Annotated in this window: 16 protein-coding genes; 3 read left to right on the top strand and 13 right to left on the bottom strand. The window is 32.7% G+C overall.

Going from position 1 to position 17,683, the window contains the following annotated elements; all coding sequences use genetic code 11:
• Positions 1–14: 14 nt before the first annotated feature.
• The 6 genes from NG806_RS20425 to NG806_RS20400 all read right to left on the bottom strand — a co-directional run bounded on the left by NG806_RS20425 (position 15) and on the right by NG806_RS20400 (position 6,094).
• Complete coding sequence (locus tag NG806_RS20425; protein WP_214832635.1) at positions 15–917, bottom strand: LpxD N-terminal domain-containing protein; 903 nt, start codon at positions 915–917, stop codon at positions 15–17.
• A gap of 69 nt (positions 918–986) precedes the next feature.
• Entirely contained in the window at positions 987–1,550 is a 564-nt protein-coding gene (gene efp, locus NG806_RS20420) for an elongation factor P (protein ID WP_214832637.1), read from the bottom strand.
• 34 nt (positions 1,551–1,584) lie between these two features.
• A complete protein-coding gene (lpxA, locus tag NG806_RS20415) occupies positions 1,585–2,373 on the bottom strand; it encodes an acyl-ACP--UDP-N-acetylglucosamine O-acyltransferase (protein ID WP_214832639.1) in 789 nt (262 codons plus the stop codon).
• Entirely contained in the window at positions 2,374–3,771 is a 1,398-nt protein-coding gene (locus tag NG806_RS20410; protein WP_214832641.1) for a bifunctional UDP-3-O-[3-hydroxymyristoyl] N-acetylglucosamine deacetylase/3-hydroxyacyl-ACP dehydratase, read from the bottom strand.
• Positions 3,764–4,795: a UDP-3-O-(3-hydroxymyristoyl)glucosamine N-acyltransferase gene (lpxD, locus tag NG806_RS20405; RefSeq protein WP_214832643.1), complete on the bottom strand. Its 1,032-nt coding sequence runs from the start codon at positions 4,793–4,795 to the stop codon at positions 3,764–3,766. The genes NG806_RS20410 and lpxD overlap by 8 nt, the downstream gene beginning before the upstream one ends.
• 72 nt (positions 4,796–4,867) lie before the next feature.
• Positions 4,868–6,094, bottom strand: a complete 1,227-nt coding sequence (locus NG806_RS20400) for an HD domain-containing protein (RefSeq protein WP_261511167.1) — start codon at positions 6,092–6,094, stop codon at positions 4,868–4,870.
• Between the two features lie 182 nt (positions 6,095–6,276).
• Here NG806_RS20400 and NG806_RS20395 point away from each other — a divergent pair, with 182 nt between their 5' ends.
• From NG806_RS20395 to NG806_RS20385, 3 genes are all read left to right on the top strand, one after another.
• Positions 6,277–7,863 (top strand): S41 family peptidase, encoded by a 1,587-nt coding sequence (locus NG806_RS20395; RefSeq protein ID WP_261511166.1) that lies wholly within the window; start codon positions 6,277–6,279, stop codon positions 7,861–7,863.
• 134 nt (positions 7,864–7,997) lie between these two features.
• Positions 7,998–9,542, top strand: a complete 1,545-nt coding sequence (porX, locus tag NG806_RS20390; RefSeq protein ID WP_214832649.1) for a T9SS response regulator signal transducer PorX — start codon at positions 7,998–8,000, stop codon at positions 9,540–9,542.
• Positions 9,543–9,686: 144 nt separating this feature from the next.
• Entirely contained in the window at positions 9,687–10,451 is a 765-nt protein-coding gene (locus tag NG806_RS20385; protein ID WP_261511165.1) for an exodeoxyribonuclease III, read from the top strand.
• 56 nt (positions 10,452–10,507) lie between these two features.
• Here NG806_RS20385 and NG806_RS20380 read toward each other — a convergent pair whose 3' ends face one another.
• From NG806_RS20380 to NG806_RS20350, 7 genes are all read right to left on the bottom strand, one after another.
• Positions 10,508–10,879: a septal ring lytic transglycosylase RlpA family protein gene (locus NG806_RS20380; RefSeq protein WP_214832652.1), complete on the bottom strand. Its 372-nt coding sequence runs from the start codon at positions 10,877–10,879 to the stop codon at positions 10,508–10,510.
• Positions 10,880–11,208: 329 nt separating this feature from the next.
• Positions 11,209–11,922, bottom strand: a complete 714-nt coding sequence (locus NG806_RS20375; protein WP_261511164.1) for a hypothetical protein — start codon at positions 11,920–11,922, stop codon at positions 11,209–11,211.
• A gap of 22 nt (positions 11,923–11,944) precedes the next feature.
• Positions 11,945–12,583: a hypothetical protein gene (locus tag NG806_RS20370; RefSeq protein WP_214832656.1), complete on the bottom strand. Its 639-nt coding sequence runs from the start codon at positions 12,581–12,583 to the stop codon at positions 11,945–11,947.
• Between the two features lie 411 nt (positions 12,584–12,994).
• On the bottom strand, positions 12,995–14,296 hold the full coding sequence (gene rimO, locus NG806_RS20365; protein WP_214832658.1) for a 30S ribosomal protein S12 methylthiotransferase RimO: 1,302 nt from the start codon (positions 14,294–14,296) through the stop codon (positions 12,995–12,997).
• A gap of 151 nt (positions 14,297–14,447) precedes the next feature.
• The gene (locus NG806_RS20360) at positions 14,448–15,836 is read right to left on the bottom strand and encodes an exopolysaccharide biosynthesis polyprenyl glycosylphosphotransferase (RefSeq protein WP_214832660.1); all 1,389 of its coding nucleotides are present in this window, start codon (positions 15,834–15,836) and stop codon (positions 14,448–14,450) included.
• Positions 15,837–15,933: 97 nt separating this feature from the next.
• Positions 15,934–16,479, bottom strand: coding sequence for a dTDP-4-dehydrorhamnose 3,5-epimerase (gene rfbC / locus NG806_RS20355; protein ID WP_214832662.1), 546 nt, complete (start codon positions 16,477–16,479; stop codon positions 15,934–15,936).
• Positions 16,480–16,580: 101 nt separating this feature from the next.
• A complete protein-coding gene (locus NG806_RS20350) occupies positions 16,581–17,678 on the bottom strand; it encodes a glycosyltransferase (RefSeq protein ID WP_214832664.1) in 1,098 nt (365 codons plus the stop codon).
• Between the last annotated feature and the right edge of the window lie 5 nt (positions 17,679–17,683).

Raw genomic sequence — 17,683 nt, 5'->3', positions numbered from 1 at the left:
ACCTTGTGAATTGTTTATTTGAGATTTCTCAGTTTTACTTCTTTTTTCAAATAGGTTTTGAAATCTTCTGCAAACATACCAATGTAGGTACCTTTTTCAAGATCTCTATTTACACCAGTCTTTCCTAAAAGCACAGATCCACCTTCGATCTTATTTCCAGAAGCAATTCCAACCTGTCCCCATAATGTTACCTCATCTCCAATTATACAACAGCCGGCAATTCCCACCTGAGAAGCGATCAGACATTTTTTTCCAATTATGGTATCGTGTCCAATCTGAATTTGATTATCTAAAACAGAACCTTCACCTATAATCGTAGAATCTGTAACTCCTCTGTCGATTGTACAGTTATTTCCTATTTCAACGTTGTTTTCTATGATAACGTTACCAACAGATATTAAGCGGTCAAAATTACCATTAAGCTTACGGTAATAGAATGCATCACCACCTAAAACCGTCCCTGATTGAATGACTACATTATCCCCAATAATCGTTCTGTCACCAATAACTACATTTGGAAAAATAAGACTATTCTTTCCAATTCTCACGTTGTTGCCTATAACTGCGGTAGAATGAACCTTAGTCCCCTCACCGATCTCTATATCATGAAGTTCTTCGGTGAAATTATATATTCTTGTAAAATGGGTATTGATAAGATTAAAATCCCTGAAAGGATCATCTGAAACTAATAGAGCTTTCCCTTCCGGGCAATCCACTTCTTTATCGATAAGAATAATTGTTGCTGCAGAATTTAATGCTTTATCATAGTATTTCGGATGATTAACAAAAACGATCTCCCCCGGTTTTACCATGTGAATTTCATTAGTTCCCAGCACTTCAAAATCATCAGAACCAACAAATTTCGCTGAAATTAAATCAGCAATTGTTTTAAGTTTTTGTGGAGAATGAAATCTCATAAAAAATATTTTTCTTGTAAAACAAAATTCGGACTGCAAATGCAGACCGAATTTATATAAATTGTATTATTATTTTACTCTTTCCAAGTAAGAACCATCTTCAGTACTTACTTTGATTCTGTCTCCTGGTTCTATGAACAGTGGTACCATCACTCTTGCTCCTGTTTCAACGATTGCATTTTTAAGAGCATTAGTAGCTGTATTTCCTTTCACTCCTGGATCTGCTTCGATAACATCTAAAAATACAGACTGTGGAAGTTCAGCAGAAAGTGGAGTTTCATCAGATTCTTTTAAAATGATCGTTACTTCTTCACCAGCTTTCATAAACTGAGAATTTTCAATCATTTCTTTATCGATGTATAATTGAGAGAAATCATCATTATTCATGAAATGGAATCCATTCTCATCGTCATAAAGATATTGGAATTTTCTCGTAATTACTTTTACTTCATCAATTTTATGACCTGCAGAAAAAGTGTTATCAAGTACTTTTCCATTCGTCACTGACTTCAATTTTGTTCTAACGAAAGCCGGTCCTTTACCTGGTTTTACGTGAAGAAATTCAATTACTTTGAAAATATCATTGCTAAATTCAATGCAAAGTCCTTTTCTTATATCGTTACTTGTTGCCATTAATTTTTATATTATCTTTTTTATTTTTATTTAATTACTCCTTTCCGGTACCATATCCTTTTACAATACCTCTAGGAGAGTTTTGAATAAACTGGAGAATTTCATCTCTTTCAGCGGTTGGTAGCATTTCTTTCTCAATATGAGTGATTGCCTGAGAGACATTCATTTTCATTTGGAAAATAGCTCTATATATCTTTTGGATCTCAAAAATTTTCTCGTTTGTAAATCCTCTTCTTCTCAGACCCACTGAATTAATTCCGGCATAAGCCATTGGCTCTCTTGCTACTTTTACATAGGGCGGAATATCCTTTCTTACCAGTGTTCCACCAGAAATCATAACATGTTTTCCAATTTTACCAAACTGATGAACTGCACTAAGGCCACCCATTACTGTATAATCACCTATTTCTACATGACCAGCAATACCACAACCGTTTACGATGATAACATGATCTCCGATAACGCAATCGTGTGCAATGTGAGAAGTTGCCATGATGAGACAGTTTTTACCAATTTTGGTAAATCCAAGGGCTTTTGTACCCCTGTTCACTGTTACGCACTCTCTTATTGTAGTTTCATCTCCGATAATTACCTGAGTATCTTCTCCATCAAACTTTAAATCCTGCGGAATTGCAGAAATTACCGTTCCGGGAAAAATTCTACAATTTTTGCCTATTCTTGCTCCATCCATGATGGTAACATTGGGACCAATCCAAGTTCCTTCTCCAATTTCCACGTCCCCTGCAATAGTAGTAAAAGGTTCTACGATTACATTTTTGCTGATTTTTGCGCGTTTATCTACGGCTGCTAATTGATGAACCATTTAATCAACTTTATTTTTTGCAACTTGAGCCATTAATTCGGCCTCGACAGCCACTGTATCTCCTACATATCCATATCCTTGCATATGAACGATACCTCGTCTGATGGGCTCTATCAACTCAATTTTGAAAATCATAGTATCTCCAGGAACTACTTTTCTTTTAAATTTTACTTTATCCATTTTAATGAAATAAGTAGAATAATTTTCAGGATCCGGAACACTAGCCAAAACTAAAATCCCACCTGTTTGTGCTAAAGCTTCCACCTGTAAAACACCTGGCATTACCGGTTCTTTAGGAAAATGTCCAACAAAGAAAGGTTCATTCATTGTAACATTCTTCAATCCTACCACATGAGAGTCAGAAAGTTCAAGAATTTTATCTATTAATAAGAATGGTGGTCTGTGAGGCATCAACTTCATAATTCCGTTGATATCAAAAACCGGTTCTTTTGTTAAATCAAAATCAGGCACATTTTTCTTTTTTTGCAATTTCCACTGACGATTGAGTTTTTTTGCAAATTGAGTATTTACAAAATGTCCGGGCTTATTAGCAATTACTTTACCTTTTATTTTAACTCCAGCTAAAGCTAAATCACCAATCACATCAAGTAATTTATGTCTTGCCGCTTCGTTAGGGTAATTTAAAGTAAGATTATCAAGAATGCCATTTGGTCTGATAGAAACATTGTCTTTCCCAAATGCCTTCTTTAACTTTTCAGTTGTATCTGGGGTTAAATCTTTATCGACATATACAATTGCATTAGAAATATCCCCTCCTTTAATTAAGCCATGATCTAAAAGCATTTCTAATTCATGCAAAAAGCTGAATGTTCGTGCTGATGAAATTTCCTCCTTAAATTCTGAAATATTTTTAAGTGTAGCATTTTGAGTACCCAATACTTTGGTCCCAAAATCTACCATTGTTGTAATTTCGTAATTATCTGATGGAATAATCGTGATCTCAGAACCTGTTGCAGGGTCTGTATAACTAAGAACTTCTTTAACGACAAGATATTCTCGAACAACTGCTTGCTCTACAACACCCACACTTTCGATAGCTTCAACAAAAAACTTTGAAGAACCATCCATGATAGGCGGCTCAGAAGCATCCATTTCCAATATTGCGTTATCTATATCACAACCAACTAAAGCTGCAAGAAGATGTTCACAAGTATTGATTTTTACACCTAATTTTTCTAAGGTTGTCCCTCTTTCAGTTGCTACAACATAATTAACATCAGCTTCGACTTGGGGATGTCCCTCTAAATCGGTTCTTACAAAAACAAAACCTGTATTTTCTTTAGCAGGTTTAATGGTAAGTTTTACTTCTTTACCAGTATGAAGGCCAATTCCAGAAAGAGTAACCTCTTGCTGAAGTGTTTTTTGCATATCACTCATTAGTATTATCTTTTGAGGTATTCTCAAGATTATTTATTCGTCCTACAATTTCAGTAAAGTTTCTGAAATGAACATAATTTCTAAGGTAGTCATTATAGCTTATTGCTGGTGAACCATATAATGTTTCTTTGTCATTAACGCTGGAATTCACCCCACTTTGTGCCTGAATTTTGACCTGATTGCCTATTTTAATATGACCAACCACGCCTACTTGCCCACCAATCTGGTTCCAGTCGCCAATAGTTGTAGACCCTGCAATTCCTGCCTGAGCTGCAATCACATTGTTCTGACCAATCTTTACGTTGTGTGCTATTTGAATTAAGTTATCTATTTTAGTTCCTTTCCCAATGATAGTAGAACCAATAGTGGCTCTGTCTATACTACAGTTTGAACCTATTTCTACGTCATCTTCAATGATAACATTTCCGAGCTGAGGAATTTTCTTAAATCCTTCCGGTGTTGGTTGGAAACCAAATCCATCACCACCTACTACAGTATTAGAATGAATCACGCAGTTATCTCCTATAATACAATAATCGTAGATTCTTGCTCCGCTATCAATTTTACAGTTTTTACCTATTTTTACTCCCTTGCCAATGTATACTTGCGGATAAATTTGTGTTCCTTCACCAATTTTGGCTTTTTCTGAAACATAAGTAAAAGCTCCAATATATACCTTATCAGCAATAACGGCAGTATCATGAATAGATGCGCCATCTTCAACACCCTCTTTTTTACCTTGCATTTCCTGATATAAATTCATCAGAACCTGAAAAGACAAATAAGCATCTTTTACGGCAATTATGGTAGCATTGTAAGAATCCTTTACAATAAGTTTTTCAGAAGCAATAATTACTGAGCACTTTGAAGTATCCAAATAGTGAGAAAATCGATCTTGAGCTATAAAAGAAAGATGCCCCGATTCCCCATTTTCAATTGGTGAAACGCCACTAATAAGTGCATTTTCATCACCTATTATTTTTCCGTCAATAAAACTTGCAATTTGCGAAGCTGTAAATTCCATATTCTGCAAAGATAAGAAATTCTATTATTCGTAAACATTTTTTAGTTTTACGATCGTTAATTTTAATATTCTTTAAGAATTTATTTTGGATAAATCTCTTGGAAATGTTAAAATATATCTTTTGGTCTTATTTACTATTAAGCCTGATAAAAGCTGATCTTCAGACTCATCCAGCCTTATTTTCGTACCATTTTTCTGTAGTAAGTAGATCGGTTGCATTTTGGTGTTGTAAGGCAAAAGTTTTCTCTTAATCTCATGAACTAATTCAGCACCATTATCAATATTAAAAAACTCATTGGTGTTTTTTATTTTTTCTTCAACAAGTGTTTTATCAAATGGATGCGATGAAATAATTGTTTTAGGAAGATCTCTCTTAATCACGCACTTACACCAATATGACAAAATAAAATCATCAGAATTCTGCCATAATTTCATGGCTTGAATCACATCATTATCGTCCAATTGTGTAAATCTTTCAACATCTTCATCTGTTGCTGCACTCTTTTCTCTATATAAAAAGTATTTCAAATTTTCAGTAGCCGGTAAATCTATGCCTTTTGAAACCAAATATTTTGCTCTTTCTAAAATTTTAACCAGAATAAATTCAGCTAAAGCAGATGTTTTATGGTAATATACCTGCCAATACATAAACATTCTTGCCGTCAAAAAGTTTTCAATGGAGTAAATCCCTTTCGCGTCTATTACTAATTCGCCCTCTTCACAAACATTCATCATAGAGATGATTCGTTGGGTATTAATATTTCCTTCAGAAACTCCTGTAAAAAAGCTGTCTCTTTTTAAATAATCCAAACGGTCAACATCCAGTTGAGAAGATATTAGTTGATTGAAAAATTTTCTATGGTATTGCCCCTGAAACATTTCAATAGCTATGGAAAGCTGACCATCAAACATTTCATTCAACCTATTCATTAATAATAATGAAAGATTTTCATGATGCCAATCATCCATCAGCATGCTTTCCAAAGCGTGAGAAAATGGCCCATGACCAATATCATGCATTAAGATCGCTAACATGGCTCCTTTTTCTTCTTCGTCAGATATTTTAACTCCTTTTTGCTTTAATGTTTCCAGTGCAGTGAACATCAAATGCATGGCACCGATAGCATGGTGAAACCTCGTATGCGTAGCTCCTGGAAAAATCAAATTGAGAAGACCAGTCTGAGAAATCCTTCTTAATCTTTGAAAATAGGGATGTTCGATAATATCAAATAAAATTTCGTGGGGAATTTTGATAAATCCATGAACGGGATCGTTGATAATTTTTAGCTTATTCTGCATTTGATAACTGAAGTATTAGTAAACAAAGTTAGGGAAATTTAATCTTAGGCTTTAATTTTGTAAACCATAGATCATTAGGTAGAGATTTTTATCTTTGAGTCTTTAATAAACGAACCCATTGAATGAGGATACTCTCTACATTACTTTTATTATTTTTAAGTATAAATACTTTTTCTGCTCAAATGGTTTCAGAAACCCAAAAGCTGGAATCCCTTTGTAAAGTATGGGGATTCTTAAAATATTATCACCCTCATGTTGCTAAGGGTACATTCGACTGGGACAAACAATTGATTGATAAAATAGAAGAACTTGAAACAATTCATGATAAAAATCAACTGAATGTGTTTTTTTCTCAATGGCTTGACAATCTTGGACAGGTTGACAGTTGTCCATCCTGTAAATTTGATAACAACAAGGTATATTTTGTGAAGAACTTTAATTTAGACTGGACGAAAAATGAAGATATATTCAGTCCAGAAGTGATTGACAAACTTCAATTTATCGAAAAAAACAGATATATCGGAGAGCCCTATTATTTTGGAAAAGGAGGAAGAAAAATATTTTTCAGAAATGATGACTCACTGGGCTCAAAATTTATCTCCAGGAAAATTGCTCTTTTGGAGTTATTCAGATATTGGAATTTTGTAGAATATTTCTTTCCCTATAAATACGAAACAGATCAAAATTGGAATGATGTTTTAAAAGAAATGATTCCTAAATTTATAAGTATAGATAATGATGTAAATTACCATTTAACATTAGCAGAATTGGTCACAAAAACTGATGATTCTCATGCTTTTTTATTTTCACCATTAATTAGTTTAAATCAATACGGAAGAAGGAAAGTACCTGTAGAATATTCTTATGCAGAAGGGAAACTGATCGTCACCAAAATTAATTCTACTATATATAAGAAAGAAAGATCTTTATTAGAACCCGGAGACATAATTTATGACATTAATGGTAAAACCATTCCACAAATAGTCAATGGATTTTCAAAATATATTCCAGCTTCAAACTCATGGGGGAAAATAAAAAAGGTAAAGAATCTCTTTCTTTTCTCCAACAATGATAGTATAGAAGTTAAACTGGAAAGGAACGGACAAAATATTGCTCTCAAGGTAAAAACATATCTTTTAAAAGATATAATTTATGAAAAGAAAGCAGCACCTGAAAAATGGAGATTTTACGATCAGGATAAAAAAATAGGTTATGTTGATATGGGTATTATTGAAAGAGAAGATTTAAATGAAATGTATCAAAATCTAAAGACAACCGGATCAATTATTTTCGACTTAAGAAATTATCCTAGGCAAACAATCAGACCATTAAGTTTACTGTTTCTTCCGGAGACAATCATATATTATCAGTTTAATTTCCCTGAAACCACTTATCCGGGTATGTTTTATAGTAGAAAAAATAGTATTGGAAGAAAAAATGATGATTATTATAAAGGAAATGTAGTAGTTTTGATAGATGAGAATACTCAGAGCCAGGCGGAGACCACAACGATGATGTTTAAGCAGCATCCTAAAGCAAAAACGATCGGAAGTTACACTTCCGGAGCCAACGGAGATGTCATTAGGTTTAAAATTGCAGGCTTAGAAACCAGCTTCACAGGTCTTGGTGCATATTACCCGGATCAAAGAGAAACCCAAAGGATTGGAATTATCCCGGACATTATCATTAAACCTACTTTAAAAGGAATAAAAGAAGGAAAAGATGAAGTTTTGGAAAGAGCCCTAGAATACATAAAGACCGGCCGTTAGATGAAATATCCACATAAAAAAAAATAATGGATTTTCATTTAACTATAATTTAACTTTTTATCTGTTCATTTTGACAGATTTTATAATGAATTGGTCACACTTTTGATACTATAACCATGTAAAAAATAAATATTATGTCGGAAAAAATATTATGGATAGATGATGAAATAGATTTACTCAAACCTCATATTGTATTTTTAGAAAAAAAGGGTTATCATGTAACTCCTGTTAATAATGTAAATGAAGCGCTAGAGTTGATAGATTCCGAGAAATTTGCATTAACATTAATTGATGAAAATATGCCTGGTATTTCTGGGCTGGAAGCAATTCCTATGATTAAAGAAAAAGATAATTCTTTAAAAATAGTAATGGTTACCAAAAGTGAAGAAGAACACATTATGGAAGAGGCAATTGGTTCTCAAATTGCTGATTATATTCTAAAACCAGTAAACCCCAATCAGATTCTTTTATCATTAAAGAAAAATCTTCAGGAAGACAATTTGGTTGAGCAAAAAACTATTTTGCAATATCAACAAGAGTTCAGAAGCCTATCTATGGAACTTTCTTATCTCAAGTCTTATCAGGAATGGGCTGAATATTATAAGAAAATTTTAAATTGGGAAATTAAATTCGATAAAGTAACAGACAATGAATTTGCAGATCTTCTACAGTCTCAAAAAGAAGAAGCTAATATTCAGTTTGCGAAATTTATTGAAAATAATTATGAAGAATGGCTAAATGGAAGTGACAAACCAGCTATGAGCCATACCCTTTTCAAAGATAAGATAAAGCCTGAGGTTGAAAAAAGCAAGGTTCTTTTACTTATGGTAGATAACCTTAGATATGATCAATGGAAAGTAGTTGAACCATTATTTACGAAATACTACAATAAAGTATCTGAAGATTATTATTACAGTATTCTTCCAACAGCAACTCAATATGCAAGAAACTCTTTCTTTGCAGGTCTATTACCTTCTGAGATAGAAAAACGTTTTCCTGATAAATGGTTTAATGATAATGAAGATGGAAATAAAAATGAGTTTGAGCGTGACTTTCTTGAAGATCAAATGAAAAGAATTGGCTTAGGTTCAAAATCAATGAAATATCTAAAGGTTTTGAATGCTGATTTTGAAAAGAAGATCTATGATGATTTCAATCAACACAAAAACAACGACTTGTTGGTGATCGTTTATAACTTTATTGATATCTTATCTCACGCAAAAACTGACAACCATATTGTGGATCAGTTAATTCGTGATGATAAAACTTTCAGATCCCTGACTTATAACTGGTTTGAGAATTCTTCAATTCTAAAAATTATAAAATTAGCTGCCGAAAGCGGTTATAAACTAGTGATCACAACAGATCATGGAACAGTTTACGTTAAAAAGCCAAGTAAAGTGGTTGGAGATAGAGAAACATCTACAAACATCCGTTATAAAACTGGTAAGAGCTTAACGTATGACGATAGAGATGTTTGGGCTATTACAAATCCTGAGAAACTATTTTTACCAAAAGGAAATTTAAGTTCAAAGTATATTTTTGCAAAAAACAATACTTTCCTGGCCTATCCAAAAAATTATAATCACTTTGTAAATTATTATAAAGAAACTTACCAACACGGTGGAATATCATTAGAAGAATGTATTATTCCAATTAGCATTTTAGAACCCAAGTAATTTTTTTCATAGTTTATTAATTCTGGGTTCAGGGGCGGAAAAAATCAATTGATTTTTTCCGCCTTTTTGTTTGCATTTGATTTTGAAATTTCAAAGTCCGCTCTTTTAATTTCCCTACATTTGACCAAAAATTTACTTTTATTTATGAAATTAATCACATATAATGTAAATGGAATCAGAGCTGCTTTTACCAAGGATTTTCTAGGTTGGTTAAAAACCGCTGATCCGGATATCATATGCATTCAAGAGAGCAAGGCTGGAAACGACCAGATAGATATCGAAAGCCTTCAAAAGCAAGGGTATCATAGCTACTGGCATTCGGCAGTCAGAAAAGGCTATAGTGGGGTTGGAATAGCCTCAAAAATAAAACCTAATCATGTTGAGTATGGATGTGGAATTGAAAGTTATGATAACGAAGGAAGAATTATTCGTGCTGACTTTGATGGTTATTCAGTAATTTCTGTATATGTCCCTTCAGCTTCTAATATGGAAAGACTGGGTTTTAAAATGCAGTTTTGTCATGATTTTCTGAATTATATCAAAAATTTAAAAAAAGAAATTCCAAATCTTATTATTTCAGGAGACTTTAATATTTGTCATCAGGCCATTGACATCCATGATCCTGTTCGTTTAAAAAATGTTTCAGGATTCTTACCTATGGAAAGGGAGTGGATGACCAGCTTTATTGAAGAGTGTGAATTAATAGATAGTTTCAGGTTTTTTAATAATGAGCCAGATAATTATACTTGGTGGAGTTACAGGCAGAATTCCAGGGCTAAAAATAAGGGCTGGAGATTAGATTATAATTTTACGTCATATGCCTTAAAAGATAAGCTTTCAAGAGCTGTAATTTTAAAAGAGGCTGTACATTCAGATCATTGCCCGGCATTGCTGGAATTGAATGTATAATAAAAAGAAAAAGCCAACTGAATCAGTTGGCTTTTAAAATTTAATAAATCATAAGTTTAATCGACAATTTCATATTCCACCGGAATTGTACCAAGATTGGTATTTCCGATTTCATCGAACGCGGCTCTAGAAATATCTAGTGCTCTTGATGAATGGAAAGGTCCTCTATCATTTATCCTCACTGTAACCTCTTTTCCATTGCTCAAATTGGTAACTCTAATTTTAGTTCCAAAAGGAAGCGTTCTATTTGCAGCGGTGAATTTTGAATTATCAAAAATTTCTCCGTTTGCGGTTTTTCTACCATTAAACTTATCGTGGTAGAACGATGCATAACTTGTTTTTTTCGCATCTGTGGCATTATTCTTGAAAGAATAAACACCAAAGGCTGAAATCATCATTATGATTACGAGAATGAATCTTTTCATCATGTTGAATTTTATTGGTTTTGACTTGGCAAATGTATTATGAATCTCATTAAGTCCATAGCCGAAATGTTAAAAACTGTTAACGAAAACCCAATTATATGTTAACCAAGTCTGTAACCCTCTATTGACAGGCGTTTTAAGGACCACTGTTAAAAAACGTTAAAAATAAGGCCTAAAAGTTAACATAATTAACTAACTACTAGAAATTCATTTAGAATCAGCTCTAAAACACACTGTAAATCAGTAAATTACACATTCGCCATTTTTTTAGTTAAATATCTAAAAAAAACCAATGAAATTTTCATTGGTTTTTATAAAAGATAAGTATGCTTTTATTTTAAATACTCCAGCACATAATCATACGTTCCAGCCGGATAAACTACCGACATGTGGGGAGACCCTGTAACTGCATTTCCTGCTGTAGTTCCTAGTGCATATGAATATAATTCTCTGGCATATATTGTATTAGTTCCAGATTTATATATGGTAATTCCATACATACCGGTCATCCCTGTTGGCGAAGGGATACTTACAGCAGTTGAAGAACCTGTAGCTGTAAATGTTCCTTTAATGGCATAAACTTGTTCGTTATTTATTAAAGTATTTGTAGCAGTTTCTGTGGTAAGAATATTAGTACGACCTGAATTAGCCCCTATCGCCACCCATTTACCGTTTGTAATATTTCCAGGATTTCCAGGGTTTGAGAAGTAATAGAATCCAGGAGCTACTTTTGTTTTAACCCCTTGTCCCGTCACAGTATCTCCTGTAGTACTATTAAAGACCACCATCCCATCAAAATCAGAAAGAACGACTTCGTTATCCGCTGTTGATGTATTGAATCTAAAATCCGTTAGATCTGTTCTTGGAAACCCCATTCCTCTACCAAAGCTTTTGTTTGCTAAACCTTCAAAATTACTGGCGTCCATAAAATAATTTGTACCACTTAATCCTGCAGTAACATTTCCATTAGTAAGGAGCTGAGCGTTACTATTAGCACTTAGAAATAAAAGGAAGCATCCCGTTATATTCACTAAAACATTTTTCATCTTGATTTGTGTTTTTTAATTATTAATTTCTACCTGCAACCAGATACCAAGTTGTACCATTACTAAATATTTGAACCGCCGATTGTGCGGTAATAGAGGCTAAACCCTTTGGAGTACCAATTCCATCATTTCCTGAAAACTGAAGTAATCCCCCCGCTTGGTTTCTTATATAGATAGTTTTATCCTTAAAAGAAGCTGGAGTTGGTAACGTCAATTGAGTTCCTGAAGTAAATTCCCAAAAATCAAAATTAGAATTTGTCCAATCATAAGCAGTAGAAGCTGCCTGACCTAAATTTAACCTAAATGCTGTGGGTGTTGTTCCACCACCTCCAAGCGTTTTCCAGGTAGAAGAGGTATTATCATAATAATAAAATCCTGCACCCGTTATGTTTCCTGTTTTATCAGTAGTACCTACACCTGAAGTTACAAAAACCAATGCTCCATTTTGAGCGGCAATGTATACAGCATCTTTAGCTGCTAATTCCTGGGCTGTCATTCTTGGAACTAAAACGGCATCGGGCATAGTCTTATCCGTAGTACTAGCAACCACATCCAAAGTAGCGGCCGGAGTAATTGTATTAATACCTACCCCTTTGTTCTGAGCTTTTGACAGCATAGCAAACGAAATAAGCATTATTGCTGTCCATAAATTTTTTCTCATAAGTGTTTAAGATTTTTAATTATTTTTTTCCATTAATAATTTTTATACAATATATATTTTCAAATCCCAAACTGTTCAATTATGATATAAAATAAAGATTCGGGATTATCTTTATTTATATACATATTCTAGGATTAGAAATACTATGTTGATAAAAAATTATTGCTATGGCAAAGCTAGTACTAAATAATTAAAAATCCAAAACCCACCATTCAAAATGGAAAATCAAGCGTCATATAAATACAGCTAAAAAGCTGATTATGAATAGAATGAAAAATTTAAACCAAAAAACAGTGAAACAGATAATCTAACAATAAAAAATTAATTAAATACTAATCAGTAAAAAATACGATGGAAAATATACACACTTAACATCATTATCTAAAAAATAATATTTTTATTTATTTTTTATCAAATTAAATCTCCGTACAGGTCAAATTCCTCCGCAGAGGTAATTTTTACCATAGCAAATTCTCCAATTGAAATATAGGTGTTATCTGCAGAAACTAAAACTGTATTATCAACGTCAGGAGAATCATATTCTGTTCGTCCTACGAAATAGTTTCCTTCTTTCCTGTCGAATACACATTTATAGACCTCACCAATCCTTTGCTGATTTTTCTCCCATGAGATTTGAGACTGAAGTTCCATGATAGCTTCTACACGAGCTTCTTTCACCTCCTGAGGGACATCATCCTCTAAAACATGGGCAGTTGTATTTTCTTCGTGAGAATACGTAAAACAACCTAATCGATCAAATCTCTGTTCTTTAACCCAATCTTTCAATTCCTGAAATCTTTCTTCGGTCTCCCCTGGATAACCAACAATTAAAGTAGTTCTGATTGCCATATCAGGAACCTTTTCTCTAAATTTCGCTAAAAGGGCATCGGTTTTTTCATGAGTTGTTCCTCTTTTCATCGATTTTAATAAATCGGAGTTGATATGCTGAAGAGGAATATCGATATAGTTACAAACTTTAGGTTCTTCTCTAATGATATCTAATACATCTTCCGGAAACCCACTAGGGAATGCGTAGTGAAGACGAATCCATTCTATCCCTTCCACTTTCACAAGTTCTTTTAAAAGATCTCCAAGTGCACGTCTTTTATAGATATCCAATCCGTAATACGTTAGATCCTGAGCAATCAAAATTAATTCTTTCGTTCCTACTTTTGCAAGCTTTTCTGCTTCACGAACCAGTTTTTCAATAGGTGTAGAAACGTGACCTCCTCTCATTAGTGGAATTGCACAAAAAGAGCATGGCCTGTCACAGCCTTCAGATATCTTCAGATATGCGTAATGTTTTGGAGTAGTCGTTAATCTTTCACCTACTAATTCATGCTTGTAATCTGCGCCTAAGTGCTTTAACAGTATAGGTAAATCTCTTGTTCCAAAATATTGGTCTACATCTGGAATTTCTTTGATAAGATCCGGTTTATATCTTTCAGAAAGACATCCAGTAACAAAAACCTTTTCCACTTCTCCTCTATTCTTGGCATCAACATAGTCAAGGATTGTGTTAATAGATTCCTCTTTTGCATTGTCAATAAAACCACAGGTATTGATTACAACAATATCTCCTCTGTCTTCATGTACAACTTCTTTTCCGTTTGCCTTAAGCTGGCTCATTAAAACTTCTGAGTCGTATACATTTTTAGAGCAACCAAGGGTTACGATATTGATTTTCTTTTTACCTACAGATTTTGTGCGCATCTTTTTGATTTTGAGTTTGCAAAGATACGAAATAATAAAAAGTTTAAATCAAAAAAAGAAAACCACTTTAATAAAGTGGTTTTCAATATGCTATTTAAAAGTTTTTTTCTTTAAAACTTGGTACGTTTTGATCTTTTTCACATTAGGATCATCAATAAGCTTGTTCGTCTCCTTTCAAAATATTGTACAAAGTAAGAAAGATAATTTTAATATCTAAAAAAAAGGACCAATTCTGAATATACCAAATATCTTTTTCTATCCGTTTTTCCATATCTCTATGAGAAAATATCTCCCCTCTTGAACCCATTACTTGTGCCCATCCAGTAATTCCGGGTTTTACAATATGTCTTGTCATATATTTTTTCGTAATCTTGGAGTACATGTCTGTTTGGGACATCATATGCGGTCTCGGACCAACTATTGACATTTGGCCAAGAAAAACATTAATAAACTGGGGCAATTCGTCTATACTTGTTTTACGCATAAATGCACCAAATTTTGTAACTCTCGGATCATTTCTTTTAGCAATTTGAAGGTCAGCATTTGTATTGATAGTCATGCTCCTAAATTTGATACAATTGAATGGTATATTATTGAGTCCTGATCTTTTTTGCAAAAAAAATGCCGAATCATTGCTTTCTAATTTAATAATTAATGCAACAATAGGTATTAACCAAGATAATAAAAAGACAATTATAAAAAATGAAAACCCAATATCAAATGTTCTTTTTAAAATTTGTTTTTTGGGATTCGATAATGGTTCTCTAATTAATTTCAGAAAAGGAATCTCGTGAATTACATCAAAATAATAAGGTCCGAGATTAACATATTTGAAATCGGGTACCATATAAATCCTTATCATTTTATGCTCTGCAACTTCTACAATTTTTTTATATAAATCAACTTCAATTTTGTCATCACAAAATATAATACTGTTTATACCTGTATTTTCCAGATCATCGAATAACTTATCAATGCTACCTAGATATCTATTTTTCGTTTCTGTCTCAATAGGTGCATAAACACCTCTCAATCCCATAAATCTCCTCAGATCCTTATTTGATAATAATGATGTTGATAATTTATTTTCTCCAACAAGAACTGTATTAAAAGAGTACAATTTCCTTCCTAATTTCACTCTGTTTTTCTTTCGGTATAAGAACAAAAGAAACCTTGTGAGGGTCATAAAGAAACCAGTCAATAGAAAATAAAGTATTATATTTCTATAGTCAATTTTTACAGAAAAAATTAGATTTAAGTAAATTAATGAAGCGCCTACCAATAAGACAAAAGATTTTGTCAATGCATTAAAATGCAGTGATGACTCCATAATTTTTAAGCTTTTGTAAGGCTTAGTTATAATTGTAATGACAAACCAAGATATATTAAGGAGAATAAATTGAACTTTAAAATTCTGAGCAAAACTTCTTTCATCAAATTCAAAAAAATATAGTTTTCCTAAAATAAAAAGAACATTGATAATAATATAATCTCCTATCAGAAAAATTCCGGGTAAATATCTAAAAAAATAAACTAACATAAATTCGACAATGGTTATTCAATTTTTCAAATTTACTTTATAATATCTATGTAACTCAGAAACTTAAGTCATTAGTTCTCATAAAGTTTAAAATGAATTAAAAAAATTTTAAAGAAAATTCCGGTAAAACTTTGTCTTTTTCTGAAAGTAAAATGTCATCTAAGGGGAGTTGCCAATCAATATTAAGTTCGGTATCATTCCAAAGAACACCACCTTCTGATTCTTTGTCATAGAGATTATCGCATTTGTATGAAAATATAGCAGTCTCGCTTAGAACAGAAAATCCATGTCCGAAACCTCTTGGGACATATAGTTGCAATTTATTTTCGCCTGTAAGTTCAATTGAAAACCACTTTCCAAATGTGGGTGAATCTTCTCTTAGATCAACAGCTACATCGAGAACCTTTCCATCCAAACATGACACCAGTTTCGCCTGAGCTTTTTCTCCTTTCTGCAAATGTAAGCCTCTAAGAACTCCATAAGTTGATTTGGAGATATTATCCTGAACGAAATGTCCGTTCATACCTGTTAATTCTTCAAACTTTTTCTCATTGAATTTTTCGTAAAAATATCCTCTTTCATCTTCAAAAACAGTTGGCTCTATAATATAGCAGTCCCTAAGTGGTGTTTCTTTTATTTTCATAAGTTGTGTTAGCTTTATTTACAAAGCTTAATCATTTTGTTTTATAACTATCCGATTGAAAAGGCACAAATATAAAAATTAATGCCACATAAAAATAGTTTTTATTTAATTACCCTTTTATAAAGATTTATCAAATTCAAAAAATTATTATTTTTATTATATTCTTTAAAAGCTTTTTCAAATGAATTGTTTCCCATTTGAGTTTTCTTTTTTTCGTCAAAAAAAAGTTTAACTTTTTCTATTGCTTCGTCTGTTGTATTATAAACATACCCATTATAATCATTGTCAACGGTATCTTTATTTCCCATCACATTGCTCACTAAAAGAGGTTTCCGGATCGCCATTGCTTCGAGAATCGCAATTGGAAGTCCTTCCCATAAAGACACTTGTAAATATAAATCAAGTGTATTTAATTTTTGCAATAATTCTTCTCTTGTTCTTATCCAACCTGTAACAGTAATATTTTCAGAAGTAATGTCATCGATAAGCTCCCCGTTTCCTATCCATACAAAATTAACATTTGGCAGCTTCGATGCTATCTCATTAAAAGCCTTTGGATTCTTTTGTGCTGTCAATCTTCCAACCGTTCCAACAGTAAAACGTTCATTCGTTACAGGAAAGTACAGTTTTTCTGGCAATTCAAAATCAACTCCGTTTCTAATAAGGCTCGTTTTGCCAATTTTTTTTGCCATTTCATATTCCGTATTTCCAGAAGCAATTGTAGTTCCACCAAATAAAAAGGGCATTACATATTCTATAACTTTAAAAAGGAAAATCTTAGTTTTCGAAATATTTTGCTGGACAAAGGAAAATCCGTGGGGTGAATAATAAATATTCTTTTTAGATACTAATCCCAAACAAGCCAATCTTCCTATAACACCTGCTTTTGCAGAATGGAGATGAATTATATCAGGTTTTATTTTTTTCAATATTTTTCGCGACTCTGTAATTACCTGATGATCTTTTTTCAAATTTATGGGACGCTGCATATCCAGTTCGTAAAGATAAATATCCGGATGAATTTCCTTATGAAATAATTCCTTATCCAGTTCAATACGATTTGGACTATAAATTAAATGAATATCACAATTAATATCAGACTGATGTGTTGCCAGAAAATTGCTTAAATCTTTTACGTAGGTATAAACCCCACCTCCAAAAGCTTCTACAAACTGAACAATCTTAATTTTCTTTTCCAAACTAA

Source organism: Chryseobacterium paludis (genome assembly GCF_025403485.1).
In the GTDB taxonomy this organism is placed as follows: domain Bacteria; phylum Bacteroidota; class Bacteroidia; order Flavobacteriales; family Weeksellaceae; genus Chryseobacterium; species Chryseobacterium paludis.
This window is presented reverse-complemented; position numbering and strand designations above follow the sequence as displayed.

Coding starts and splice junctions, on each gene's coding strand:
- NG806_RS20395 (WP_261511166.1), top strand. CDS start 6,277: ATGGTTTCAGAAACCCAAAAGCTGGAATCCCTTTGTAAAGTATGGGGA.
- NG806_RS20375 (WP_261511164.1), bottom strand. CDS start 11,922: ATGAAAAATGTTTTAGTGAATATAACGGGATGCTTCCTTTTATTTCTA.
- NG806_RS20425 (WP_214832635.1), bottom strand. CDS start 917: ATGAGATTTCATTCTCCACAAAAACTTAAAACAATTGCTGATTTAATT.
- rfbC (WP_214832662.1), bottom strand. CDS start 16,479: ATGAAAATAAAAGAAACACCACTTAGGGACTGCTATATTATAGAGCCA.
- NG806_RS20385 (WP_261511165.1), top strand. CDS start 9,687: ATGAAATTAATCACATATAATGTAAATGGAATCAGAGCTGCTTTTACC.
- lpxA (WP_214832639.1), bottom strand. CDS start 2,373: ATGGTTCATCAATTAGCAGCCGTAGATAAACGCGCAAAAATCAGCAAA.
- NG806_RS20370 (WP_214832656.1), bottom strand. CDS start 12,583: ATGAGAAAAAATTTATGGACAGCAATAATGCTTATTTCGTTTGCTATG.
- NG806_RS20360 (WP_214832660.1), bottom strand. CDS start 15,836: ATGTTAGTTTATTTTTTTAGATATTTACCCGGAATTTTTCTGATAGGA.
- NG806_RS20400 (WP_261511167.1), bottom strand. CDS start 6,094: ATGCAGAATAAGCTAAAAATTATCAACGATCCCGTTCATGGATTTATC.
- NG806_RS20410 (WP_214832641.1), bottom strand. CDS start 3,771: ATGAGTGATATGCAAAAAACACTTCAGCAAGAGGTTACTCTTTCTGGA.
- rimO (WP_214832658.1), bottom strand. CDS start 14,296: ATGCGCACAAAATCTGTAGGTAAAAAGAAAATCAATATCGTAACCCTT.
- porX (WP_214832649.1), top strand. CDS start 7,998: ATGTCGGAAAAAATATTATGGATAGATGATGAAATAGATTTACTCAAA.
- lpxD (WP_214832643.1), bottom strand. CDS start 4,795: ATGGAATTTACAGCTTCGCAAATTGCAAGTTTTATTGACGGAAAAATA.
- NG806_RS20380 (WP_214832652.1), bottom strand. CDS start 10,879: ATGATGAAAAGATTCATTCTCGTAATCATAATGATGATTTCAGCCTTT.
- efp (WP_214832637.1), bottom strand. CDS start 1,550: ATGGCAACAAGTAACGATATAAGAAAAGGACTTTGCATTGAATTTAGC.